This window comes from Burkholderia sp. WTPI3 (assembly GCF_021483755.1).
GTDB lineage: Bacteria > Pseudomonadota > Gammaproteobacteria > Burkholderiales > Burkholderiaceae > Burkholderia.
This window is the reverse complement of record NZ_JAGIXF010000034.1, coordinates 1-23,461: the sequence shown is the minus strand read 5'-3', so window position 1 is coordinate 23,461 and position 23,461 is coordinate 1. Positions and strand designations below refer to the sequence as shown.

The window sequence follows — 23,461 nt, the reverse complement described above, 5'->3', positions numbered from 1 at the left end:
GGCAGGCATGCGCGTTATCGAGAATCCGACATGAAAATTCGCAGTACATATTATTGGAAGAGAATATGGTGCGAACGAGCCGAAACGCGGAAAAGGGTATCGCGCAGCAGCCGGCGGATTTAAAACGCTACGTTAAGCGAAACGTTGCAAGCGCGGTAGACACGATTGGTCGAACAGAGCGTTTTTGTCGAACGAACGCGACGCGTTCGCTCGACACGGCACGCCGCCGGAGATCGAGTATCAGTTCGATGTATGCGTCAGCTGAAACGTCATCGAATAACTGAAGCGGCTTGCTGGATGAATGCCCGACGTGACCTCGATCACCGTGTCCTGAGCGTAATAGGTTCTCACGATGCGCAGCCCGGCCGATTGGTCCGGCACCCGCAATGCGACTGCCTGGTCGCCGACGAGCAGCAGCCCCTGGATCTGCTGTTCGACGCGAGTCGCCTTGATGCCGAACTGTTGCTCGAGCATCGTGTGTATCGGTGTGTCGAGCGTTTCTGCCACGCCCTTCAGGCGACTGTAGCGCTCCGCGACATACAGGTCGACGAGCGCGATCGGCTCGGCTGTACCCGATACATCGTGGCGAATGCCGGCGATATGCAGCCATTTGGTCCCCGGTGCGCAGTGCAGGAGGGCGGACTCGGCATCGCTCACGGGACGGACGCTTCGCGATACGACATCGAGTCGCGTGCCTTGCGCGTAGCGGGCGAGATCCGATAACGAATCCATCGACTGCACGTAGCGCGTGTGCGGATGACTCGCGATCACGCGCGTGCCGATCCCTGCCTGGCGGCTGATCAGGCCAAGCTCGCACAGCTTCAGAATGGCTTGACGCACGGCATAGCGGCTGAGATTCCATTGGGCGCAAAGCTCGGCTTCCGTCGGCAGCATGTCGCCGACTCGGTATCGGCCGCTGCCGATGTCGTGCATCAACGTGCGTGCAAGGTCGACATGACGAGGCTGGGGGGATTCGAGCGAGACGGTATCGGACGCTTGGACGGGGGCGTTCATCGGGGGCAACGCATGATTGGGCGGCTTCCAGTATAGCGGGCGGCTCGGTCGCTTTGTTCGAATGTTCGTCCCGACACGTCTCATGAAGCGCGCCGCTTCCCTTGTTGCGGGGACGTATCGCATGGTCCTCGGGTATATCCGAATGTTCGAACATTTGAACAATTCATAAAGTTCAGCCACGTACTGATGGCACTCGCCTCGAGTGCGCCCTGAACCCGGAGTCCGTCCCATGTATCCAATCGACTATTTGTGGCGTGCCGTGCAGCGGCATCCCGACCGTCTCGCGGTGATCAGCTCGGCGGGCGATCTGACGTTTTCCGCGCTCGCGGAAATCGTGCTCGATCGCGCCGCCGCGCTCGATCGCATCGATCCGCAGCCGCGCAGCCGTGTTTGTGTGGGGGCCGCGAATTCGGTCGACCATTTGGTGGCAATTCTCGCGATTCTCGCGGCCGGCAAGATCTGGGTGCCGCTCAATCCGCGCAATGGCGATCCCGAGTTGCACCGCATCGTCGATTTCGTCAAGCCGTCCCTGGTACTCGCCGATACGGCGATGCTGGAGCGTCTCGAGCCGATCGCTGCGCCGTTGCAGCCGCTCGAGGCGCTGGCCCGTCAGACCGGAAATCGCGATGCGCTCGCGATGGGCCCTCGCTCGCGCGCCGGGATTCCGCTGGACGACGCGCAGGCCATCAAGTTTACCGGCGGGACGACAGGTTTCCCGAAAGGGGTGATCCAGCCGCTGCGTGCGTGGACGACGAGCATCGCGACTCAGATTCATGAACTCGGGTTGCAGCCGAATGACCGGTATCTCGTCGCGGCTCCGATCACGCACGGCACTTCTACATACATGCTGCCGATCCTCGGCTCGGGCGGTGCGCTGGTCTTTCCCGACCATGCGAAACCGGGTGCGTTGCTCGATAACGCGAGCGCGCACGACGTGACGGTCTTCTTTGCACCGCCGACGCTGATCCAGGCGCTCGCCGACGAACAGCGCCGCATGCCGCGCGCGCTCGGTTCGTTGCGCTATCTGGTCTACGGGGGCGCTCCGATGCGGCCCGAGCAGATTCGCGATGCGCAGGCCGTGTTCGGTCCGGTCGTTTGTACATCGTTCGGGCAGACTGAAGCACCGCAAATCATCACGTTCCTGCCGCCGACCGACATGACGGGCGAGAACCTGGCGTCGGTCGGACGACCGACGCTGCTGACGCGGGTGGCGGTCGTCGGCAAGGATGGGGCGCCGCTACCGCCGGGCGAGGAGGGCGAGATCGCCGTGCGCGGCGGCCTTGTCATGAGCGGATACCTGAATGCGGAAGAAGAAACGCGCAAGACCCTGATCGACGGCTGGCTGCGTACCGGCGATGCGGGCGTGTTCGACGAGCGCGGCTATCTTTTTCTGCGCGACCGCATGCGCGACGTCATCATCACTGGCGGATTCAATGTTTATCCGGGAGACGTCGAAGTGGTCCTGTCGGGGCACCCGGCCGTCGCGGACTGCTCGGTGGTCGGCGTTCCGGACGATAAGTGGGGCGAAGCGGTACATGCCGCGGTGCAACTGCGCCCGGGCGCAAGCGTACGCACGGACGAACTGATCGCCTTCGTCAAGCGCGAGCTGGGTTCGGTCAAGACGCCGAAGGTCGTTCATTTTTTCGATGCATTGCCGCGTAGCGCGGTCGGCAAGGTGCTCAAGCCGGCTGTTCGGGATGCGATCCTGGGAACAAGGGGGCAGTGATGGCGGGCAAGGCCGATGTGCCGGATAGCCGGCTCTGTCACTACACCGCGGATGCGGTGTACTACGGCGACAGTAATCTCGTCCACGACCTGATCGGCAACGCAGGTTTTATCGATGTATTCATGCAGCAGACCTTCGGTATCGCGCTCGGGCAGAACCAGCGACGTGTCGTCGATGCGATTCTCGTGACGCTGATGGAGCATGGCATGACCCCCAGTGCGATTGCGACGCGGATGGTTTACTCGAGTTCGCCCGAGAATCTTCAGGCGGGCGTAGCCGCAGGCCTGCTTGCGGTGGCCAGCCGTTTCGTCGGCACGATGGAGCCGGCCGCGGAGTTGCTCGCGAGGATTGTCGCGGCACAGCCGGACGCGCCGCGCGAAGCCGCGGATGTGGCGCGTGAATACCGTGCACGGCACGAGCCCGTTCCGGGATTTGGTCACCATCTGCACCGGCCGGACGATCCGCGTGCCATCGCATTGCTGGCGCTCGCGCGCGACGCCGGTACGTATGGCGCACATTGCGAAGCGCTCGACATGCTGGCTGCGGAAGTCGATGCCGCTGCCGGCAAGCACATCACGATCAATGCGACCGGCGCGATTGCGGCACTGCTTGGCGATCTCGGTATTCCCCCGTCGTTGATGCGCGGCTTCGCCGTGCTCGGTCGCGCGGCCGGATTGATCGCGCATATCGCGGAAGAGCAGAAGCGTCCGTCGGGGCGCTTCATCTGGCAACTCGTCGACGACGCGATGACCGGTTAGTACGTCGGCCGGTTCCTGTCCGCCGTGAATTCGTATCGCATTCGATTCCATGAAGGAGACAAACATGACCCAGATCAACCAGGCGATCATGCGCCACCATCACATCACGCTGTGCGTCGGCACCGCGCAACAGGACTACGACTTTCATACGAAGGTGCTGTCGCTGAAAAGCGTGAAGAAGACGCTCATCTACGACGGCATGGCGCCGTTTTACCACCTTTACTACGGAAATGATCTCGGAGAGGAAAGCACGCTGATTACCTGCTTTCCGGTGGCGCATTTCGGCCGCAAGGGTCAGCGCGGTGCGGGGCAGATCGGCGGCCTGTCGCTGTCGGTTCCTGAGTCGGCGATTCCGTTCTGGGAACGACGGCTCGCCGCGCACGGATTTGAGGTCCGCCGTTCGGAACGTTTCGGCGAGCAGGTCCTGTCGTTTTCCCATCCGTGCGGCATCCCGTACGAGCTGATCGGCATTGCCGACGACGCGCGCAAGCCCTATTCGAACGGCGACGTGCCGGCCGAGCTGGCTATTCGCGGTCTGCATACGATCGGCGTGAACGTGCGCGACATGGAGGCTTCGCAGGAATTCATGCAGCAGGGCTGGTCGGCGCACGAGGTCGAGAAGGATGGCAAGTTCGCTCGCTATGCGTTCGGCGACGGCGGCTCCGGCAAGTTTGTCGATTACGTGCTGGAACCGGACATGCCGCAGGCGAGCTGGACGTACGGCGAGGGGATCGTGCATCACTGCGCGTTCCAGGTTGCCGACCGCTTGGTACAGGATCGGGTCAAGGCGAATCTCGAAGGCCTTGGCTTTACCGATACGTCGGAGCGCAAGGACCGCGGTTACTTCGAATCGATCTACGTTCGCACCCCGAGCGGCGCGATGTTCGAGGCGACCGTTTCGAAGCCGGATGCGTTCCTCGTCGACGAACCGTACGAGAAGATGGGGCAGACGGTGCAGCTTGCGCCGCAGTTCGAAAGTCAGCGCGCAGTGATCCTTGAGTCGCTGGAAGCCCTCAATTACTGAAATGAGAAGCAGGCCGGGTGGCTACGTGCCACCCGCTGCGATTGTCTGGAAGTGTCGATCTCATGACGAATGCACATCTCGAACAGCCGGTGATCGATTATGGCGAGCCGATCGATCGTGCCCGTGCCGCGGTAATTCTCGTGCATGGGCGTGGTCAGTCGGCGGACTGGATGCACGATCACGTCGTGCGCCGTTTCGGTCGGCCGGACCTTGCATGGCGGGCGCCCATGGCAGACGGTGCATCGTGGTATCCAGAGCGTTTTCTGGTTCCTGTCGAATTGAACGAGCCCCGTCTTTCCGACGCGCTCGCGTGCCTGGACGCGCTGTCGGAGCGGCTGCGGTTGCAGGGTATCCCGTATGCATCGCAGGTGCTGATGGGGTTTTCGCAAGGTGCCTGCCTGTGCAGCGAGTTCGTGTGGCGCAGCCGGCGGCGGTACCGTGCGTTGATTTCCTTTACCGGTGCGCTGATCGGGCCGTCGGAACTGCCGCGCGCTCCGGCTGCGCACGATTTTTCAGGGATGCCGGTACTGTTTTCGACCTGGGAGCACGACCCTCATGTCCCGGTGGAATACGTCCGCCGGTCGGCGGCCCTGTTCGAAGCGGCCGGCGCGGCCGTAACACTGCACGTTGATCCGGCGACCGAGCACGGAATACGTGATGCGGAAATCGAATATGCGAGATGCACGCTCGGTACATGACCCGGTCGCGCGGCGGACACCCCTTTGAGCAGGAATCACATCATGCAGTCGTTCAACCATGAAAGCCACGGCGGTCGGGTCGTGTTCGGCAGCGGCAGCCTGGAAACCCTTCCCGGGATTCTCGACTCGCTGGGTGTCGCTCGGGCCATCCTGATTACGACGCCCGAACAGGCGGAGTTGGGGCGTCGAATCGACCATCTGCTCGGAAAGCGCAGTGCGGGCGTGTTGGCCAAGGCAGTCATGCATGTCCCTGTCGAGGTGGCGCGAGAGGCGGTCCGGGTGATGCGGGAGTCCGGCGCGGATGCGTGCATCGCGGCGGGCGGCGGGTCGACGACTGGCCTTGCGAAGGCCATTGCGCTGGAAGCCGATCTGCCGATCATCGCGTTGCCGACAACCTACGCCGGCTCCGAGATGACACCGCTCTACGGGCTGACCGAAGCGGGTGTGAAGAAAACCGGCAAGGACTGGCGCGTGCTGCCGCGGTGCGTTGTATATGACCCGCGGTTGACGCTCACGCTACCGGTGAAGCTGAGCGTCACGAGTGGCATGAACGCCATCGCGCACGCCGTCGAGGGACTGTATGCGCGCGATGGCAGCCCGGTATATAGCCTGATGGCCGAAGAGGGGATACGTGCGCTCGCGAGTGCGCTCCCGCGTCTGTACGTGTCGCCTTCCGACGTCGACGCGCGCGGCGATGCGCTTTACGGCGCATGGCTCTGCGGAACCGTGCTCGGCAATGTGCAAATGGGCGTTCATCACAAGATATGCCATACGCTGGGCGGAACGTTCAATCTTCCTCATGCCGACGTCCATACCGTCATCCTGCCGTATGCGCTGCGCTATAACGCGGCTCACGTTGAGCATGCGCTCGGGCGTGTAGGGCGGGCGATCGGTGCCACGGACGCGATCGCCGGGCTGCGTGACCTGATCGACTCGCTCGATGCACCTCGTTCATTGCGCGAGATCGGGATGCCGCGCGACGGCATCGACCGTGCGGCGGACCTGATTGTCGACAAGGCCTATCCGAATCCTCGCCCGATCGAGCGACACGCGGTTCGCGAACTGCTGGAACGCGCTTACGAAGGCGCCGATCCCCTGTAACACGATAGCGGCGTCGTCGCCGCGAAGTGGAGAAACCGATGCTGATCGAGCGCCGTACCTACACGCTGCAGCCAGGCATGCTGAATGACTTCTGGGAGGCGCAGCAGTTGCGCGCCGACGGGCTGGGCCCGATCCTGCAGCGCCTGATCGGCGCGTTCGCTGCTGTATCCGGTATGTCCGAGTCGGTCGTTTGCCTTTATCGCTACGACGACTTCGCGGACTGGCAAGCGCGGTTGGGCGGCCTGCCCGGCAATACGCGTCTGGCCGCCTATTTCGCGCGAGTCCGGCCGATGATCCTGCGCCAGGAAAACGAATTTCTCGTGCCGGCCAGCCTCGATCGGGCGACGCCGATGTGGGGTAACGGCAACGACTGGTTGCCGGCACATGGGGCGCCGATACCGGTGTCCGCGCTACGCGCGGTGGTCGCGGAGACGACCTTGACGTTCCGCGCAGGCGGCGTGCCGCGGTTCTGGCAGGCTTTCGCGCAACGGGGGCTGGCCGACGACGCATCGTTTGCCGATGGCTTGCTGGGCGCGTTCAATGTGATGGTCGGCCCGCTGAACCGGGTGCGTGTCTATATGCACCCGACGAGCGTGGACGACTGGGTCGCCCGGCAGACGGTGCAGTCCTGGCCCGGCACATGGAAGTCGCTGCTGAACGAACTTTCTCCGGTGTTGCTGGACGTCGCCCATGCTTTGCTCCGGCCGTCGCCAGTGGCCGACATGTCGCCGCTGTTCATCGAACAGTAACCGATCGTGGCAGTGCAGGCATGCGCTCCGCAGGGACGCCCCCGTTTTTCCTGATGGCGATGTTCCTGCCGAGGCCGGGCGCTCACGACGAAACCGCCGGCCCGATCTTTCGATGCGTAGCCGCCCCGGCATGAAATAAGCACGGAGCATTCCGGACGTGGAAATTTCAATGGAGTGTCATTTTAAAATCGATAAGGAATGCAAATGTATTTACCTGGGCATGAAGTTTTTGGTTAAAGGAGACGAAGATGGAAATCAAGACGATGAACGATGAGCAACGGAAGGCGATCGCGCTCGAGTACTTCAGGCGGCTGGACCGGGGCGGCAACCTGCTGGAACTGTTCGATGACCACGCGCAAATGTATTTCCCGAAGTGGGGTGTTGCACGCGGCAAGGAGGAAATCGGTCAGTTGTTTGGCGATCTCATGACGATTCTTGCCGGCGTCTCGCACGAGACTTCCTGCCTGAACGTCATTCAACACGGAGATCTCGTGTGCGTCGAGGGGCTGTCGAGCGGCAGCTTGAAAACCGGGGCGGCCTGGCAGGCGGGTGCCACACACGCGGGGCGCTGGTGCGATGTGTTCGAGATTCGCGATTTCAGGATCCAGCGGTGTCACGTCTATCTGGATCCGGATTATGCGGGCGGCGATACGGAGCGCTACCCGTGGCTCGGGACGAAACCGATCCGCCGCTACTGAGCTGGCGCTCGCGATGCCGGATCGCGCTATCGAACCGTCCAGGTCGATCTTGACGGTACGCAGATAGGTACCGGTCTTGTCGATCGATCCGGCATGTGATTATAAAAATCAGGATAACAAATCATTGTCGCTTGATTGGCGGCAAGGTATGGAGATGAAGATGTCAGCGAGAAAGCATGTTTCGCTGGGGCTTGCCGGCTGTCTGATGGCGACTGCCGCATGCGCGCCTGCGTACGCTCAAGGCAGTGTCACCCTATTCGGTGTAGTTGACGTGGCGATGCTCTATACGAACAAGACGCGTAACCCCGTCACCGGTCTCAACGATGGAAGCCAGGTGTCGATGATCGACGGCGGTCGCTACTATTCGCAGTTCGGCCTGCAGGGAGTCGAAGATCTCGGAGGTGGATTGAAGGCGAAGTTTCGTCTGCAGAGCGGTATCAGTGCGACGGACGGCAGCTTGTTCCACTGCAATGGAAACCTGTTCGGTTGCGAATCGTGGATTGCGTTGTCGGGCGCTGCCGGCGAGTTGAAAATGGGGTTGCAATTTTCCCCGTTCTTTCAGGCAATTTACGATTCGGATCCTCGCGATCTCTCGCTGTTCGGCAGCGAAGCAACCATTTACGTCGGTACCGTGCTGGGAACCAGCATTTTCAATCCCAACGCAGTGACGTATACGAGCCCCACCTTTTCCGGTTTGACCGTCAGCACCATGTTCGCGTTTGGCGGAAAGCCGGGTGATTTTGGCTCCGGCAAGCAATATGCAGCGCGCATCCGATACCAGCACGGCGGACTGACGGTCAATGCCGCGCTTTACAGCGGCAATGCAGGCGGCGCGCAGAGCACGCCGGTGCCGACCAATGTCGAGTTCGATGGCCGCATGATCGGTGTCGGCTATCAATTCGGCTCGCTCACCGCAAAGGCATCGTTCGTCAACTTCAAGGTTGCCGGCTCGTTCGACAGTAATGTGTTCGGCGGCGGCATCAACTGGTTCGCATCGCCGACGCTGGGTATCAACGCAGGGGTATGGCTGACGAGCGATCGCAACCGTACGACCAATCATTCCGTCATGGCGGCTGTGGGCGCCGACTATTTCCTGTCGAAGAGCACGACCCTCTACGCGCAATGCGGGTTGGTCAACAATCACGGGGCAATGAATACCGGCCTGTCGATGATCGGGGCACTGTATGGCACCGCGGGCACGACGTTCGGCGGGACGGTCGGCATCCGGAAATTTTTCTAATCATCTCGATCGTGGCCCGGTACCGGGCCGCGAAATCAGGAACATCAGACATGAAGACCAGTCACGCCCTGTTGTCGCTCTACGTGGCGACCGCGCTGTCCGTTGCGGTGAACGTCCAGGCTCAGTCGGAGCCGGCCGGTTCCGGTAGTGCGCCGCCGGCGGTCACGTCCAGCAAGAAGGAAATCCGGGCCGCCAATCGCCGGCTTCAGAAGGCCGTCGTTCGCGCGCTGGGGAGCGCCAAGGGGCTGAATGCGGCCAACATCGGCGTCATTGCGCGCGACGGTGCGATCGTCTTGCGCGGCTCGGTGACGGATAGCGCGCAGTCTCAAATCGCAACCGCGGTAGCGAGCTCGGTGAGCGGCGTCGCCGCAGTCAGGAACGACCTGTTGATTCGGCCGGAGTGAGCATCGGGCGGGGCCGCTGCATTCGGGGCGGCCCGTGAATCGGGAAGGATGGGTGTAGCCGGTCCGCGCGCGCGGACCGGCACGGCCGACCGGGTTATGCCCGTTCGGAATCGAGCTGCTCGTTATGCTTCACCACCTCCTGGGCTTTCAGGTAGCTCTCGATGAGCAGGCGGTACGGGGGGAAAATCATCCCGTAGACTTCGGCCCATTGTTGTGCGTCGGGGCGATGCCAGGTCTGCTGTAGTTCGGAAGCGACCGCAGCCGTGTCGATCGGCACCACACCGGCCTGAACCACCCGGGCAAGCGTGATTTCCTGCGCCATTTTCGAGTAGGTACCCGATGCGTCGACCACGGCAAAGACCTTATAGCCTTCGTGGGCCGCGGAGATGGCCGGGAACGCCATGCAGACGCTGGTGATGGTGCCCGCGATGATCAGCGTCTTGCGGCCGGTCGCTTTGACCGCATCGACGAAGTCGGGATTGTCCCACGCGTTGATCTGCCCTTTGCGCGCGACGTAGGTGGCATGCGGCGCACTTTCGTGGATTTCCGGGATCAACGGGCCGTTCGGGCCCTGCGGAACCGACGCCGTGGTGATCACCGGCATTTTGCAAAGCGTGGCGATCCTGGCCAGCGCAATCGCGTGATTGCGCAGGACCGTCATTTCCATGTCCTTCACGGTCTGGAACAGGCCGCTCTGATGGTCGATCAACAACATCGCCGTATCGTTCGGGTCGATGACGGGGCGCTGACCGTTGAAGTTGGCAGGTGCGCTCATGGCAATACTCCTGGTAAGGCGGGTCCGGTGCGCCGTTTCCGGACGGACAGCGGATGGACCCGGGGTTGGCGCGGTTGCGCGAATGGCTGTCATGCTTACGGGCACTGCAGTCGAAAGATCAAGGCGAAAAGCAGGTGGAGCAGGCAGCCGGTCAATGCGAACACCAGCAGCGATGCGACATACAGGCGGCACGCGAACGTGGTCCGTTGCCGCGTGCCCGTTCCAGGCGCGCTCGGGGCGCACGGCGGCGTAGCCCATGCGGCACATCGTCGTGATGCGGTGCCGAGGCTCGCATACGCCGCGATGGCGGCCAGGCCCGTCCGCACATTGAAACCCGTGAAAACGTCCAGTGTGCTGCCGGAAAATCGGCCCCCTGCCACCGCGATATCGCCGGACAGCAGCGCACCCCCAACCAGGCCCTGGGCAAACGCGGCGAGTATCGATCCGATATTGAACGCGCCGTCCCAGAAGCGTGGAAACGGCGTATGAACCCGGAACTCGATCGCAACACCGCGAAAGGCGAGCGACACCAGCATCACCATGAACGGCAGATAGAAGGCCGGTGCGGGGATCGAATAGGCCAGGGGAAACGCGCCGAACAGGACGATGGCGGCCAGAATCAGCCACGTTTCGTTGCCGTCCCAGACGGGGTCGATACTGTCGACCAGCGCGTCGTGCTCGGGGCCGTGCCTCGAGGACAGCAGCAGGATGCCGACACCCAGATCGAATCCGTCCAGCATGACGTACATCGCGACCGCAAAGAATCAGTGCCACCTCTGTTGTGGCGATGGCCGCCGCGAATGCGAGCGTGCCGATCGCCTTCGCCGGGAACGAGAGGATTTTCTTGACGGACATGGTCGGGTTGAGGATTCCGGTTGGGACGACATCATCTAATCGATATGGACAACTGATCGACTGGAAATTCAGGGGAGGAGTATTCGTTGCGACTCTTCGTTCGATATCGTCCCGAGTCAGCCGAGGCGGCGGGTGTCAGAGCGCATCTTCGGCGAGCGCATCGGTGTGTCGGTCGTCGCCGTCGTTGCCGGGCCACTTCGGGTCGAGCAGCGTGATACGAACATGCTCGATGAACAGTTTGAGTTTGTGATTCGCGAACGGGTTGCGCGGGTATACGGCATATATGGTCTCGTCCTGGGGCGTTGCCGCTGCGAGCAAGCGCACGAGCCGGCCGTCGCGCAGGTCTGCGTCCGCGATGTAGCGTGGCAGCATCGCGATGCCGATGCCTTGTATCGCCGCGTCGCGCAGTGTTTCGCCGTTGTTGGACAGAAAGGTGCTTGCCGGGCTGATCGATCGTGGTTTGCCGAGACCCGACGGCGTGACGAAGGACCAAGTGGCGGACGGCGTCGCGTTGCTGTAGTTCAGGCACTTGTGCCCAAGCAACTGGTCGATTGATCGCGGTTCGCCGTGCGCCGCGAGATAGCCCGGGCTGCATACGACAACACGCTCGCAGGCGGCGAGACGGCGTGCGACGAGCATGCTGTCGGGAAGCCGTGCGGAACGGATCGCCACATCGAACCGCTCCGCGCCGATGTTGACGATACGATCGTCGGTCTCGAGCGTGACGCGCAATTGCGGATGAGTTGCGGCGAATTGTGCGATCGCCGCCCCGAGCCAGAGCCGTGTCAGGCTTATCGGCGCGGTAATGCGCAATTCCCCGCACAGCCCTTGCGATTGCTCTGCGATCGCTTCCGCGGCATCGATGAGTCGGCGTATCGAATCCGATGCGGTACGGTAGAACGTCAGGCCTGATTCGGTCGGCGTGACATTACGGGTGGAGCGCGTCAACAACTGGACGCCGAGCGTGCGCTCCAGGTCGCTGATGCGTTTGCTGACGACGGATTTCGACAACCCGAGCCGACGCGCGGACTCGGATATGCTCTGCCGCTCGACGGCGAGCAGGAAAGCTTGGATATCGTCATGGTTCAGCGATTTCATGAGGCGATCAGGGTGGTCGTCGGACGTGGAACACAAGCAGTCTTCCATCGCGATTCGGCGTGGCTCGGGTGCTGCCGGACACGGGCGACGTCGGGGGAGCGCTATCCGGGCGATTCAGCCGGCTGATTGCGTGGTGAGCGCATGACCGAAGCGTAGAGGAACCTGTTTTGCGTCGGTAGACTGCGCGAGTTATCCTCAGCGTCTCATTTATGGAACGATCGAGCGCGCCGATGCAGGACCTCAACGATCTCTATTTCTTCGCACAGGTGGTTGACCACAAGGGTTTCGCGCCGGCCAGCCGCGTGCTCGGCGTGCCGAAATCCACCTTGAGCCGACGGATCGCGACGCTCGAACGGCATCTCGGCGTGCGACTCGTGCAGCGATCCACTCGCCAGTTCTCGGTCACGGAAATTGGCCAGCATTACTACAACCACTGCAAGGCGATGCTGGTCGAGGCGGAGGCGGCACAGGATGTGATCGAGCAGATGCGGGCGGAGCCGCAGGGCGTGGTTCGACTGACCAGTCCGGTCGCGATGCTGCATGCCCGAATCGGCGCGATGCTGGGGGAGTTCATGGCGCGCAACCCGCGCGTCACCGTGCATCTCGAGGCGACCAACCGCGTCGTCGACGTGGTCGGCGAAGGGATCGACATTGCCATTCGCGTTCGCCCGCCGCCGTTGAAGGACAGCGATCTCGTTATGCGTGTGCTCGGCGAACGCACCTGGTGCCTCGTCGCGAGTCCAGCTCTCGTGCGGCAGCATGCAATTGCGGCGCCTGCCGAGCTGACCGAATGGCCGAGTCTCGATTTCGGGCCACCGCAACCGCAACATGTCTGGCATCTCGAGGGCCTGGGCGATGCCCGGGCGACGGTGCGCCACACGCCACGATTCGTGACCGACGACATGATTGCGTTGCGTCAGGCCGCGGTGGCGGGAGCGGGCATTGTCCAGTTGCCGACGATGATGGTGAGCGACGAACTGCGCCGTGGCGAACTGATCCGGATATTGCCCGACTGGCTACCGAAAAGCGGGATCGTCCACGCGGTATTCCCGTCCCGCCGAGGGCTGCTTCCCTCGGTGCGTGCACTGCTGGATTTTCTGGTCGACGAGTTTGCGCGTATCGAAGAATCCTGACGGGTTGCCGGAATGTCAGTGCCGCAGACTTCGGCAGCGGGCCTCGTTAGCTTAAGCCGGTCGCGAGGACGTGTGTAGTACGTGCCTTTCGAACAGTGCGTTCGTGTTCGTGGAGCGGGCCGGAAGGGACGTGGGCGGTCCGATGTCCGTGGGCCGGGCGACAGGCAGGCGGGGCGACGCGGATGGATACGTCGTTCGTCTGGCCCGGAGGGGAGCGATAGCGACGAATCAAAAAAGAGGCCGTGCATCAGCACGGCCTCGATCCGAACCCGATCGCCGGCGTGGCCCGGCGGATACAGACGTCGGGCCACGTCGTGACGGACGACCATCAAACCGCCGCCGGCTCCCCCAACGGCCCCGCGTCGTCATCCACCATGCGCTGCGGCGAATCGATCAGGCCCTTCGCCAGTTCCAGCGCCTGCCGTTCGAACAGCCGGCGATAGATCCCGCCGTCGATGCGGATCAGCTCGTCGTGACTGCCTTCCTCGATCACCTTGCCGCGATCGAGCACGAGCAGGCGGTCGAGCGAGCGCACCGTCGACAGCCGGTGCGCGACCACCAGCGTCGTGCGGCCGACCATCAGCCGCTCCATTGCCTGCTGGATCAGCACCTCGCTTTCGCTGTCGAGGCTCGATGTCGCTTCGTCGAGGATCAGGATCGGCGCATCGGCGAGGAACGCGCGCGCGATCGCGACCCGTTGGCGTTCGCCGCCCGACAGCTTGATCCCGCGTTCGCCGACGAGCGTGTCGTAGCCATCCGGCAGCGCGACGATGAAGTCGTGCGCGCTGGCCAGGCGCGCGGCGCGCTCGATGTCGGCGCGGCTCGCGCCGGGGCGTGCATACGCGATGTTCTCCGCGAGCGTGCGGTGGAACAGCACGGGCTCCTGCTGGACGATCGCGATCTGGCTGCGCAGCGAATCCTGCCGTACCTGCGCGATGTCCTGGCCGTCGATCGTGATGCGCCCGCCCGACACGTCGTACAGACGCTGGATCAGCTTGATGAACGTCGTCTTGCCCGACCCGGAATGGCCGACGAGGCCCACGCGCTCGCCGGGCGCGATGCGCATCGAGAAATCGTCGTACAGCGCAACCGGATGGTTGCCGTAGCGGAACGTCACGTGTTCGAAGCGGATCTCGCCCTGGCCGATCCGGATCGCCGGTGCGTCGGGACGATCGTCGATGCCGAGCGGCTGATGCTCGAGCGCGACGAGTTCTTCCATGTCGTTGACCGAGCGCTGCAGGTTGCGGATGTGCATGCCGACGTCGCGCAGATAGCCCTGGAGCATGAAGAACATGGTCAGCGAGAACGCGATATCGCCGACGCTCGCTTCGTCGTTCGCCCACAGCCGCAACGCGACACCGATCATCGCGGCCTGCATCGCGACGAGCATCGCACCCTGCAACCCGCCGTTGAACGTGCCGCGCACCCACGTGCGGCGCGTGCGCTGACGCCATTTTCCGATCACGCGTGCGAGCCGCGCTTCCTCGCGCGTTTCCGCGCCGAACGCCTTGACGACGGCGTTGCAGCTCACTGCGTCGGCAAGCGCGCCGCCCATGCGCGTGTCCCACAGGTTGCCGAGCCGCGCGGCCGGCGCGACGATGCCGAGCGACACGGCGACCGTCACCGAGATGTACAGCAGCGAACCCGCGCCGACGACGAGCCCCATCACCGGCCAGTGCGTGCCGAGCAGCACGGTCGCGCCGACGAGCATCGTCACCGACGGCAGCAGCGCGATCAGCACGGTGTCGTTGAGCAGGTCGAGTGCCCAGATCCCGCGCGTGATCTTGCGCACGGTCGAACCCGCGAAGCTGTTCGCGTGCCAGTCGGTCGAGAAGCGCTGCACGCGATGGAACGACGCGGCCGCGATCTCGCTCATCATCTTCAGCGTGAGCGTGATGATGTTCAGGTAGACGCCCTGCCGCAGCAGCGTCGCGCCGATGCCGAGCGCGGCGAGCGTGATGAAGGCGACGATGGCCGAATGCCACGCGGCGGCGCGGTCGGTCAGGCCGGTCGACAGCGCATCGACGAGGCGGCCCGCGAACAGCGGCGTGAGCACGTCGGCGAGCGCGCCGAGCAGCGCGAGTGCCGCGATCGTCGCGGTGCGCACCGGCTGTTTGCGCCAGTAGCGGAAAGTGAAGCCGAAAACGGCCTGGAACGCCTGGCCGCCCAGACGAGTGGTTTTTCTGGTCATGTGTCGTTGCCCGGCGCATCGCGCGACGGGACTTTCCGGTTCGGAGAACGTCGAAAACGCAACAGCCGGCCGCACGAGCGACGCGGACAAAACGAAACGGGCTGTCGGGAAAAAAGCGCGGGCTGGCGGGTTAGCGAAGCATCCGGGAGCCGGCGCGGACGACGGGCTGGATCAGCCGCGCCGTGGGACCACGTTCGGGAAGGTTGCTGGCATTCGGGACATCTGCACCTCCCTGAAGTGAACGGTTGAAAGGACGCCGAAAAGACGTGAAGGGATTTTATCAGCAGTGCCGGACTCGCTGCAACGTCTGACGAATGCGGCGTTGCTGCGTCGATACGGTTAGTATTCGGGGTTCCGGCCCTTCTTCGTGGCGCGCGCCGCGGCGCGGTGGCGCACGGGGCGGCCGCCCGCATCGATTACACTTTCGCGTTGCGCGGCGCGCGGCCACCCGCCACGCGCCGGCCGGTACGGCCCCGCAGATTCACCCCGATACATTCCTGAGGAAACGATGAGCGACGTTCAGCAAGGCATCCTGGCTCCGATCGACACGGCGGCCCGATACCTGACTTTCACGATTTCGGACAACGACAACGTGGCAGCGGCGCTCGCGGCGCTGCGCGCACTCGTCGACGGGCGCGACGCGGTCGTCGGCTTCGGACATTCGCTGGCCGCGCACATCGGACGCCCGGTTCCCGGTCTCACCGAATACCCCGCGTTCGCGGTGAACGACCGCACGCTGCCGATCACGCCGGCCGACGTGTGGGTGTGGCTGCGCGGCGACGATCGCGGCGACCTCGTGCTGCGCGCACGCGCGATCGAGCGCGCGCTTGCGCCGGCATTCGCGCTGCAGGACGCCGTCGATGGGTTCCGCTATTCGAACGACCGCGACCTGTCCGGTTACGAGGACGGCACGGAGAACCCGGAAGGCGACGACGCGGTGGCCGCGGCGATCGTCACGGGGCAGGGCGCCGGGCTCGACGGCTCGAGCTTCGTCGCGGTCCAGCAATGGCTGCACGACTTCGATCAGATGGAACGTATTGCGTCCGGCGACATGGACCACATCATCGGCCGCCGCCGCTCGGACAACGAGGAACTCGACGACGCACCCGAGTTCGCGCACGTGAAGCGCACCGCGCAGGAAAGCTTCGAGCCGGAGGCGTTCATGCTGCGCCGCTCGTCGCCGTGGTCCGATGCGCGTCGCGCAGGCCTCTACTTCGTCGCGTTCGGCTGTTCGTTCCGCGCGTTCGACGTGCAGATGCGCCGGATGAGCGGCGCGGACGACGGTATCGTCGACGGTCTGTTCCGCTTCACGCGGCCGCTGACGGGTGCGTATTTCTGGTGCCCGCCGGTGAAGGACGGCAAGCTGGATCTGTCCGCGCTCGGACTGTAAGCGCCGGACGACATTCGCGAACGGGCGGGCCGCGCATCGCGCACGGCCCGCCCGTTTTGCATGTCAGGTATCGGTCGCGTGCGGGGCAGGCTGCTTCGCGCGCCGCATGCCGGTGCTGCGTACGACGATCGTCAATTCAACGTCGTTTCGATGCGCGTGCCACGCTTGATGAACTGCGTAACCGGCGTCTTCTCGCAGATTTCCGCGAGACGCTGGCGTTGCGCGTCGTCGAGGGGGCCGTCGAGCGTCACGACGCGGCGCACGTACTGCAGCCCTTCGCGATCGGCATGCAACTCGGTGCGCACGTCGATGCGCACGTCCGGCCACGCCTTGCGCTGCATGTACATGCGCAGCGTCGCGGCCGTGCACTGCGCAAGGCCGGCGAGCACGAACTCGTACGGCGCCGGGCCGAGATCCTGCCCGCCTTCGCGCGGCGCTTCGTCGCCGGTCAGCGCGTGCGTGCCGGCCTGGAGCTGGACGACGTAGTTCGGCGCGTCGGCGGCGAGGGTGGCGGCAGCGTGGATGAGCGACATGGCAAGTCTCCGGTGAGCGGGAACGAGTGGGCCGCGACGGCGTGCGGCGTAGAGCCGCCAGCATACCGGTTCGGCCGGAATCGCGGGCGCCGGGGCGGGCTCGCAAGCCTGCGCTATTGGCGTGAAGCGCGATCCTGGGCCACGACGCCCGCGCTGCGCCGCACCAGCGCCGCGACACGTTCCCGCACCCACCGGTGCGCGCGATCGGTTTCGCGCGATTCGTGCCAGTAGGCGAGCAGCGGAAATGGCTTGAGCCGAAGCGGCAACGGCTGCACGGCGATCGGCAGCATCGAGGTCATGCGCAGCGCATACGTGCGCGGCAGCGTGAGCAGCAGGTCTCCCGACGCGGCGATCTGGCATGCGGCGAAATAGTGCTGGCAGACCAGCTGGATGTGACGGAAGCGCCCGTCGTTGCCGAGCAGCACGTCGAGCGACTGCGGTTCGCCGAGCGACGACACCGCGATATGCCGCGCGGCGAAATAGTCGCCGCGCCGAAGCGTGCCGCTCATCAGCGGATGATCGTGGCGCATCGCGACGACGAGCGAATCGTCGAGCAGGTGCTCGGTTGCGATGCGCGGGCCGGTTTGCACGCGGCGGTCGACGACGAGGTCGAGATTGCCCGATGCGAGTTCGCGTTTGATGTCGTGCACCGCGACGCGGCGACTCACGAACCGCAGGCCCGGCGCTTCGTCGGCGAACGCGGCGACGATCTGCGGCAGCGCGATCGACTCGAGCACGTCGCGAATGCCGACCGCGACGCTCAGGTCGAGGGTTGCCGGATCGAATGCCGACGGCGCGCGCGCGGTGCGTTGCAGGCCGGCCAGGTGAAGCTGTACGTCCGCGATGATCGCACGGGTGCGTTCGGTCGGCACGACGCGGTTGCCCTGGCGCACGAACAGCGGATCGCCGAAATGCGCGCGCAGCCGGTTGAGCGCGTGGGTGACGGCCGGCTGCGTCAGATGCAGCGCACGGGCGGCCGCACCGATGCCGCCGTGCACGTAGACGGCGTCGAGCACGCGAAACAGGTTCAGGTCGAGACGATGATCGGCGGGCACGGATGCAGGCGAGGAGGGTAGTGCGCCGATTCTAAAGGATGCGCGAACAACGGACTGGCATGTGTGCGTTCGCCCGAATCGGCATTGCCGGAAATGTCGTTTCGTATCCCGTTCGTTCGCGACGATCGATGCGATTCGATGCGCGTGGATGACGTTCGCTCCGATACACAGCATTGGCTGCGTCCGCTGCCCGCGCGCCGCATCGGGACGCAGACCTCGGCGCGGTCGTGCCGTCGGCCGGCGACAGCCTGTAGTAATCCGCCATCATGCTGTCCCTCTCGGCCATTTCGCGCCAAAGACATGACCCGTTCGGCTAAGATGCCGTCGCTTCATATTTCGAGATAGCCGTCCTGTCGCACGAGGTCAAACCAAATATAAGCCCGACAGTTCGACGGTATTAGAAGAAGTCGAAACAGTCGGGGGCTTGGCCAGTGGAAGCAGCAGATCAGAGGTGGGTCGTTGTCTATTTGAGTACGGGGTTTTCTTTGGCCCAGGCCGCGCGTCTCGGCGAGGCTTTCAATCTGGCGAATCGCCTGCATGCGTTCAGTGCGGATTACCAGCTGAAGTACGTATCCGAAAGCGGCGGGTTGTTGCAGTCGTCGTCCGGCGTGAAGATCGCCGCCGAGGCGCTCGGCGACGAGCACGGCCGCCGGGCGTTCGCGTTCTTTCATCTTCACGGCGATCGCGCGTCGGTCAACTGGGACGATGCGTTGCGGCGCCGGCTGATCGACATTCGCCGGCATGCGCGGTGGATCGTCGACGGGATGGACCTGTCGACGCTCGCGGGAGCAGCGCGGCCGCAGGATGCCGGCGCGACGACGACGGGTCGCGCCCGTCGCTCGGCGGCAACGATAGAACGGCAGGCCGACGACGCGGACGTGCTCGGCACCGTGCTCGACATGTTCCGCGCCGATCTCGGCGATAGCGCCGCGCAGGAGATCGCCAGCAACCTGCTGCGGCCGGTCGAGCAGCGCTGTACGCAGTCGATGTGGGCGTTTCGCGAGTTGAGCGCGAGCCCGTCGATCCGGATGTCGGTGCAGCAACTGCGTGCGCAGAGCGCGAACCGCATCTCGATTGCCGACATCGCGCAGACGGTCGCGATGAGCGAGCGCAATTTCCTGCGGCGCTTCAAGAAGGAAATCGGCGTGACGCCGACCGAGTTCGTGCAGCACGTGCGGCTCGAGCGCGCATGTCACATGCTGATCCACACGACGCTGCCGGCCGACAAGGTCGCGCGGCGCACGGGCTTCGGCAGCGGCGAGCGCCTGGCGAAGCTGTTTCGCCAGCGGCTGCTGATATCGCCGACCGAGTTTCGCGTCGCCGAACGCGAACGGCTGCTGGCGAATGGTGCCGGGGCGCCGGACGGGATACCCGACGCGCGGGCTACGCCGCGGCCCGGCCGCGCCGACGGCGAGCGGCCGGGCCGCGGCCCGCGCGCCGAGGCGCGCGAGAAAACGGGGCGGATGACCGTAAAATCACCGTGTCGCGATCACGATCCCCGGTTCCCATGCCCTTGCTTCCCACTACCGCCACAGCCCCCTTCTGCCCGTCAGAAGTAAAGGGCAGCATCACGATCGACGCCGGCGCGTCGCGCTGGGTAAAGCTCAAACGCTTCTTCGGCCCGGGCCTGCTGGTCGCGATCGGCTACATGGATCCCGGCAACTGGGCGACCGACATCCAGGCCGGCTCGCAATTCGGTTATTCGCTGCTGTGGGTCGTCGCGTTTTCCAGTCTTGCCGCGATCTTCCTGCAGATGCTGGCGGCGCGGCTCGGCCTCGTCGCAGGCAAGGACCTCGCGCAGGCGAGCTACGACCGTTACGGCCGCTTCGGCCGCGTCGTGCAATGGGTGACGGCCGAGGTGTCGATCATCGCGTGCGACATCGCCGAAGTGCTCGGCTGCGCGCTGGCGTTCAAGCTGCTGCTGGGCGTGCCGCTCGCGTGGGGGATCGTGCTGACCGCGCTCGACACGGTGATCGTCCTCGGGCTGCAAGGCAAGGGCTTCCGGCAGATCGAGGCGATTGTGCTCGGGCTGATCGCGACGATGGCGTTCTGCTTCGTCGCTCAGGTCGCGATCACGCCGCCCGACTGGCATGCGGTCGCGCTGGGGCTTGTGCCGGGCGATCCGGGCCATGACCGCAAGGATGCGATCGTGCTCGCGCTCGGCATCGTCGGCGCGACGATCATGCCGCACAACCTGTATCTGCATTCGTCGGTCGTGCAGACGCGGCACGTGGTCGGCGGCGCGCGCGGTCTGGTTCGCGACACGCTCGCGCTGGTGCGCATCGACACGTGCGTGTCGCTGGTCGTCGCGATGCTCGTCAATGCGGCGATCCTGATCGTCGCGGGCGCCGCGTTTCATGCGACCGGCCGGCACGACGTCACCGACATCGAACAGGCGTATCGGCTCATCACGCCGATCGCGGGCGGCGCTGCCGCGCTGCTGTTCGGCATTGCGCTGCTCGCGTCGGGGCAAAGCTCGACGCTGACCGGCACGATCGCCGGCCAGGTGATCATGGACGGCTTCCTGCACACGAAGATTCCGTGCTACCAGCGCCGGCTGATCACGCGCGGGCTCGCGCTGGTGCCGGCGCTGATCGGCGTGCTGTGGCTCGGCGACGGTTCGGTCGGGCAGCTGCTGGTGTGGAGCCAGGTGCTGCTGAGTTTGCAACTGCCGTTCGCGATGTGGCCGCTGATCCGCTCGGTCAGCGATCGCAACACGATGGGCGAGCATGCGATCGGCCGCCGGATGCAGGTGGCCGCGTGGGCGCTGTTTGCCGTCATCACCGGCACGAACCTGCTGCTGATTACGGGTGTCGCGGGCTGATACAGCCTGTCACAGGCTGACACAGACGCACGGCGCGCTTGCGTTAAACTGCGGCCTTTCGCTTGTCGTTCGAAGTCCGTCATGTGGAGTGAAATCAGCAACATCGGCGATGCCGCGCTGACCCTGCCGGTCGCGCTGACGTGCGCCGTCTGGCTCGCGCTGTCCAATTGGCGGCTCGCGGTGCGATGGGTCGCGCTGCTCGCGCTCGGGATGAGCCTCGTCGGGGCCACCAAGATTCTCTACGCAGGGTGCGGAATCGAGCTTCCGCAGTTCGATTTCCGCGTGATCAGCGGGCATACGATGCTGTCGACGTCCGTGTGGACCGTCGCGCTGTCGATGCTGTGGCAGGCGTTTCGTCCGGGGAAGCTGCCGGGTGTGGCGGCGGGCCTCGCGGTCGGCGCAGTGACGGCGGTTGCGCGCGTGTTCGATCATTCGCACACGATTCCCGAAGTCATTGCGGGCTGGCTGCTTGGCGCGCTGGTCGCGCTGGTGTTCCTGCACGCGTACGGCCGGGCGCTCAAGCGCTCGTTCTCGCCGCGCATCGCGGCCGTCTGCCTGCTGCTCGTGTCCGGCATCGCGTATGGACATCGCGCGCCGTTCCAGCAGATGATCGATACCCATTCTCCGCAGCTCTGCGCATTCGTGCGCGCGTCAGGCGACGGATTCTGACGACGGTTCTCGCCGGGGCACGGATGCCCCGGTGCCGCATGCGGTTCTCGCACCGCGGCTCTCTTCCTATACTTCAGTCCATTCGTTTCATCGTGTTGCCGACTCGTGCCGGCGTCCGGTTTCCGTCGAGCCGAGAGCCCGGTCGCGCCGCACCATCGGATCGGCACGGATGCGAGCAGATCATGAGCGACATCTATGACCGGGCATTACGAATATTCATTTCATCGATTGGCGGCATTCGCGTACGCTGACGTTCGTTCGATCGGGGGCAGGCTGCGACGGGCTGCCCGAGCCGTCCGGGGCGTGTGTCGCTGCCCGCTCGCTATACTCGCGCAACACCGCGCGGCCGTCGGCCGGCGCACGGTAACCGCCGTCGCGGCAGCGGTCCGCAACGACGATTCACGATAGGAGCAGGTCACATGACAGTCGTTTCTCCGCGCCTTGCAGGCAAGTGCGCGTACATCACGGGCGCCGCCGGCGGCCTCGGCCGCGCGATCGCGCGCCGGATGGTCGAGCAGGGCGCGCGCGTGTTCCTGACCGACATCGCCGAAGCAGCGGTGCTCGATGCGTTCGCGCAGGAGCTCAACGCGGGGCGCGCGGCGCCGGTCGCGTTCGCGGCGACGCAGGACGTGCGCGACGAAGCGCGCTGGCAGGCGCTGCTGGTGCAGGCGGTCGACACGATGGGCGGGCTGTCGGTGCTCGTCAACAACGCGGGTGTCGGGTCGATCGGCTCGCCCGCGCAGATCGAGCTCGACGAGTGGCGGCGCGTGATGGCGATCAACGTCGAGAGCATCGTGCTCGGCTGCAAGCATGCGCTGTCGTATCTGGCCGAGAGCAGCCCCGCTTCGATCGTCAACATCTCGTCGGTGGCCGCGTTCAAGGTCGAACCGGACTTCACCGCATACAACGCGTCGAAAGCGGCGGTCGCGTCGCTGACGAAGTCGGTCGCGATCGATTGCGCACGCCGCGAACTCGACGTGCGCTGCAACTCGATTCACCCGGCATTCATCCGCACGGGGATCGTCGAGCCGCTGTTCCAGTCGCTCGGCGAACGCGACGCGACGCGCAAGCTCGCTCGCGGTATTCCGCTGCGCCGGCTCGGCGACCCTGACGACGTCGCGCATGCGGCCGTTTATCTGGCGTCCGACGAGAGCCGCTTCGTGACGGCCGCCGAACTCGTGATCGACGGCGGCATGTGCGCGGTCTGACGCGCATCGACAACCACAACCGGAGGAGAACATCGTGCCGACACAAGTGAACCGCCAACTGCTGCTGAAGACGCGCCCGGAAGGACGCGTCGGCCGCGAACATTTTTCGCTGGTCGACACGCCGGTGCCTGCGCTCGCCGACGGCGAAGTGCTCGTGCGCGTGCTGTATCTGTCGATGGACCCGACCAACCGCGTGTGGATGAGCGACGTGCCGCAATACCTGCCGCCCGTCGCGATCGGCGAGGTGATGCGCGCGCGCGGCCCCGGGCGCGCGGCTGGGGCCCGCAACCCGGGTGTCCCCGAAGGCGGTCTCGTGCA

The 23,461-nt window shown here is 64.7% G+C and carries 22 protein-coding genes and 1 pseudogene; 16 read left to right on the top strand and 7 right to left on the bottom strand.

Going from position 1 to position 23,461, the window contains the following annotated elements; translation table 11 throughout:
• Positions 1-240: 240 nt before the first annotated feature.
• Complete coding sequence (locus tag J7024_RS19465; protein WP_124826596.1) at positions 241-1,014, bottom strand: GntR family transcriptional regulator; 774 nt, start codon at positions 1,012-1,014, stop codon at positions 241-243.
• 229 nt (positions 1,015-1,243) lie between these two features.
• Here J7024_RS19465 and J7024_RS19460 point away from each other — a divergent pair, with 229 nt between their 5' ends.
• From J7024_RS19460 to J7024_RS19420, 9 genes are all read left to right on the top strand, one after another.
• Positions 1,244-2,740 carry a class I adenylate-forming enzyme family protein gene (locus J7024_RS19460; protein WP_124826527.1) on the top strand — a complete coding sequence of 499 codons (1,497 nt, stop codon included), beginning with the start codon at positions 1,244-1,246 and terminating at the stop codon, positions 2,738-2,740.
• Complete coding sequence (locus J7024_RS19455) at positions 2,740-3,498, top strand: citryl-CoA lyase (RefSeq protein WP_124826526.1); 759 nt, start codon at positions 2,740-2,742, stop codon at positions 3,496-3,498. The genes J7024_RS19460 and J7024_RS19455 overlap by 1 nt, the downstream gene beginning before the upstream one ends.
• Before the next feature lie 64 nt (positions 3,499-3,562).
• Positions 3,563-4,522: a VOC family protein gene (locus J7024_RS19450; protein WP_124826525.1), complete on the top strand. Its 960-nt coding sequence runs from the start codon at positions 3,563-3,565 to the stop codon at positions 4,520-4,522.
• 62 nt (positions 4,523-4,584) lie between these two features.
• The gene (locus J7024_RS19445; protein ID WP_124826524.1) at positions 4,585-5,220 is read left to right on the top strand and encodes an alpha/beta hydrolase; all 636 of its coding nucleotides are present in this window, start codon (positions 4,585-4,587) and stop codon (positions 5,218-5,220) included.
• A 42-nt stretch (positions 5,221-5,262) separates the two neighbouring features.
• The gene (locus J7024_RS19440; RefSeq protein WP_175760244.1) at positions 5,263-6,321 is read left to right on the top strand and encodes a maleylacetate reductase; all 1,059 of its coding nucleotides are present in this window, start codon (positions 5,263-5,265) and stop codon (positions 6,319-6,321) included.
• 38 nt (positions 6,322-6,359) lie between these two features.
• Positions 6,360-7,070 (top strand): NIPSNAP family protein, encoded by a 711-nt coding sequence (locus J7024_RS19435; protein WP_124826522.1) that lies wholly within the window; start codon positions 6,360-6,362, stop codon positions 7,068-7,070.
• Between the two features lie 248 nt (positions 7,071-7,318).
• A complete protein-coding gene (locus tag J7024_RS19430; protein WP_124826521.1) occupies positions 7,319-7,768 on the top strand; it encodes a nuclear transport factor 2 family protein in 450 nt (149 codons plus the stop codon).
• Between the two features lie 148 nt (positions 7,769-7,916).
• On the top strand, positions 7,917-9,008 hold the full coding sequence (locus J7024_RS19425) for a porin (RefSeq protein ID WP_390680040.1): 1,092 nt from the start codon (positions 7,917-7,919) through the stop codon (positions 9,006-9,008).
• Positions 9,009-9,058: 50 nt separating this feature from the next.
• Positions 9,059-9,412, top strand: coding sequence for a BON domain-containing protein (locus J7024_RS19420; RefSeq protein WP_124826520.1), 354 nt, complete (start codon positions 9,059-9,061; stop codon positions 9,410-9,412).
• 94 nt (positions 9,413-9,506) lie between these two features.
• Here the strand turns inward: J7024_RS19420 and J7024_RS19415 are convergent, their stop codons facing one another.
• The 3 genes from J7024_RS19415 to J7024_RS19405 all read right to left on the bottom strand — a co-directional run bounded on the left by J7024_RS19415 (position 9,507) and on the right by J7024_RS19405 (position 12,140).
• Positions 9,507-10,187, bottom strand: coding sequence for a hydrolase (locus J7024_RS19415; RefSeq protein WP_124826519.1), 681 nt, complete (start codon positions 10,185-10,187; stop codon positions 9,507-9,509).
• Positions 10,188-10,282: 95 nt separating this feature from the next.
• Positions 10,283-10,936 (bottom strand): cytochrome d ubiquinol oxidase subunit II, encoded by a 654-nt coding sequence (locus J7024_RS19410; RefSeq protein WP_268838386.1) that lies wholly within the window; start codon positions 10,934-10,936, stop codon positions 10,283-10,285.
• Positions 10,937-11,177: 241 nt separating this feature from the next.
• On the bottom strand, positions 11,178-12,140 hold the full coding sequence (locus J7024_RS19405) for a LysR family transcriptional regulator (protein WP_124826517.1): 963 nt from the start codon (positions 12,138-12,140) through the stop codon (positions 11,178-11,180).
• Between the two features lie 230 nt (positions 12,141-12,370).
• Here J7024_RS19405 and J7024_RS19400 point away from each other — a divergent pair, with 230 nt between their 5' ends.
• On the top strand, positions 12,371-13,273 hold the full coding sequence (locus tag J7024_RS19400) for a LysR family transcriptional regulator (protein ID WP_124826516.1): 903 nt from the start codon (positions 12,371-12,373) through the stop codon (positions 13,271-13,273).
• 328 nt (positions 13,274-13,601) lie between these two features.
• Here the strand turns inward: J7024_RS19400 and J7024_RS19395 are convergent, their stop codons facing one another.
• Positions 13,602-15,464: an ABC transporter ATP-binding protein gene (locus tag J7024_RS19395; RefSeq protein ID WP_124826515.1), complete on the bottom strand. Its 1,863-nt coding sequence runs from the start codon at positions 15,462-15,464 to the stop codon at positions 13,602-13,604.
• A 508-nt stretch (positions 15,465-15,972) separates the two neighbouring features.
• Here J7024_RS19395 and J7024_RS19390 point away from each other — a divergent pair.
• The gene (locus J7024_RS19390; protein ID WP_124826514.1) at positions 15,973-16,854 is read left to right on the top strand and encodes a Dyp-type peroxidase; all 882 of its coding nucleotides are present in this window, start codon (positions 15,973-15,975) and stop codon (positions 16,852-16,854) included.
• A 131-nt stretch (positions 16,855-16,985) separates the two neighbouring features.
• Here the strand turns inward: J7024_RS19390 and J7024_RS19385 are convergent, their stop codons facing one another.
• Positions 16,986-17,387, bottom strand: a complete 402-nt coding sequence (locus J7024_RS19385; RefSeq protein ID WP_124826513.1) for an OsmC family protein — start codon at positions 17,385-17,387, stop codon at positions 16,986-16,988.
• Positions 17,388-17,500: 113 nt separating this feature from the next.
• Positions 17,501-18,442 carry a LysR family transcriptional regulator gene (locus tag J7024_RS19380; protein ID WP_234745373.1) on the bottom strand — a complete coding sequence of 314 codons (942 nt, stop codon included), beginning with the start codon at positions 18,440-18,442 and terminating at the stop codon, positions 17,501-17,503.
• 485 nt (positions 18,443-18,927) lie between these two features.
• Here J7024_RS19380 and J7024_RS19375 point away from each other — a divergent pair, with 485 nt between their 5' ends.
• From J7024_RS19375 to J7024_RS19355, 5 genes and pseudogenes are all read left to right on the top strand, one after another.
• Positions 18,928-20,001 (top strand): helix-turn-helix domain-containing protein, encoded by a 1,074-nt coding sequence (locus J7024_RS19375; RefSeq protein ID WP_124826511.1) that lies wholly within the window; start codon positions 18,928-18,930, stop codon positions 19,999-20,001.
• Positions 19,950-21,266 carry an Nramp family divalent metal transporter gene (locus J7024_RS19370; protein WP_124826510.1) on the top strand — a complete coding sequence of 439 codons (1,317 nt, stop codon included), beginning with the start codon at positions 19,950-19,952 and terminating at the stop codon, positions 21,264-21,266. Before J7024_RS19375 ends, J7024_RS19370 begins: the two co-directional genes overlap by 52 nt.
• 81 nt (positions 21,267-21,347) lie before the next feature.
• A complete protein-coding gene (locus tag J7024_RS19365) occupies positions 21,348-21,935 on the top strand; it encodes a phosphatase PAP2 family protein (protein ID WP_175750674.1) in 588 nt (195 codons plus the stop codon).
• A gap of 419 nt (positions 21,936-22,354) precedes the next feature.
• Positions 22,355-23,143 carry an SDR family oxidoreductase gene (locus J7024_RS19360; protein WP_124826507.1) on the top strand — a complete coding sequence of 263 codons (789 nt, stop codon included), beginning with the start codon at positions 22,355-22,357 and terminating at the stop codon, positions 23,141-23,143.
• Between the two features lie 34 nt (positions 23,144-23,177).
• Positions 23,178-23,461: pseudogene (locus J7024_RS19355) on the top strand (NADP-dependent oxidoreductase); the annotation flags it as partial.

Excerpts from the sequence above, each read along its gene's own strand:
- J7024_RS19465 (WP_124826596.1), bottom strand. The coding sequence starts at position 1,014 with ATGAACGCCCCCGTCCAAGCGTCCGATACCGTCTCGCTCGAATCCCCC.
- J7024_RS19460 (WP_124826527.1), top strand. The coding sequence starts at position 1,244 with ATGTATCCAATCGACTATTTGTGGCGTGCCGTGCAGCGGCATCCCGAC.
- J7024_RS19455 (WP_124826526.1), top strand. The coding sequence starts at position 2,740 with ATGGCGGGCAAGGCCGATGTGCCGGATAGCCGGCTCTGTCACTACACC.
- J7024_RS19450 (WP_124826525.1), top strand. The coding sequence starts at position 3,563 with ATGACCCAGATCAACCAGGCGATCATGCGCCACCATCACATCACGCTG.
- J7024_RS19445 (WP_124826524.1), top strand. The coding sequence starts at position 4,585 with ATGACGAATGCACATCTCGAACAGCCGGTGATCGATTATGGCGAGCCG.
- J7024_RS19440 (WP_175760244.1), top strand. The coding sequence starts at position 5,263 with ATGCAGTCGTTCAACCATGAAAGCCACGGCGGTCGGGTCGTGTTCGGC.
- J7024_RS19435 (WP_124826522.1), top strand. The coding sequence starts at position 6,360 with ATGCTGATCGAGCGCCGTACCTACACGCTGCAGCCAGGCATGCTGAAT.
- J7024_RS19430 (WP_124826521.1), top strand. The coding sequence starts at position 7,319 with ATGGAAATCAAGACGATGAACGATGAGCAACGGAAGGCGATCGCGCTC.
- J7024_RS19425 (WP_390680040.1), top strand. The coding sequence starts at position 7,917 with ATGGAGATGAAGATGTCAGCGAGAAAGCATGTTTCGCTGGGGCTTGCC.
- J7024_RS19420 (WP_124826520.1), top strand. The coding sequence starts at position 9,059 with ATGAAGACCAGTCACGCCCTGTTGTCGCTCTACGTGGCGACCGCGCTG.
- J7024_RS19415 (WP_124826519.1), bottom strand. The coding sequence starts at position 10,187 with ATGAGCGCACCTGCCAACTTCAACGGTCAGCGCCCCGTCATCGACCCG.
- J7024_RS19410 (WP_268838386.1), bottom strand. The coding sequence starts at position 10,936 with ATGTACGTCATGCTGGACGGATTCGATCTGGGTGTCGGCATCCTGCTG.
- J7024_RS19405 (WP_124826517.1), bottom strand. The coding sequence starts at position 12,140 with ATGAAATCGCTGAACCATGACGATATCCAAGCTTTCCTGCTCGCCGTC.
- J7024_RS19400 (WP_124826516.1), top strand. The coding sequence starts at position 12,371 with ATGCAGGACCTCAACGATCTCTATTTCTTCGCACAGGTGGTTGACCAC.
- J7024_RS19395 (WP_124826515.1), bottom strand. The coding sequence starts at position 15,464 with ATGACCAGAAAAACCACTCGTCTGGGCGGCCAGGCGTTCCAGGCCGTT.
- J7024_RS19390 (WP_124826514.1), top strand. The coding sequence starts at position 15,973 with ATGAGCGACGTTCAGCAAGGCATCCTGGCTCCGATCGACACGGCGGCC.
- J7024_RS19385 (WP_124826513.1), bottom strand. The coding sequence starts at position 17,387 with ATGTCGCTCATCCACGCTGCCGCCACCCTCGCCGCCGACGCGCCGAAC.
- J7024_RS19370 (WP_124826510.1), top strand. The coding sequence starts at position 19,950 with ATGCCCTTGCTTCCCACTACCGCCACAGCCCCCTTCTGCCCGTCAGAA.
- J7024_RS19365 (WP_175750674.1), top strand. The coding sequence starts at position 21,348 with ATGTGGAGTGAAATCAGCAACATCGGCGATGCCGCGCTGACCCTGCCG.
- J7024_RS19360 (WP_124826507.1), top strand. The coding sequence starts at position 22,355 with ATGACAGTCGTTTCTCCGCGCCTTGCAGGCAAGTGCGCGTACATCACG.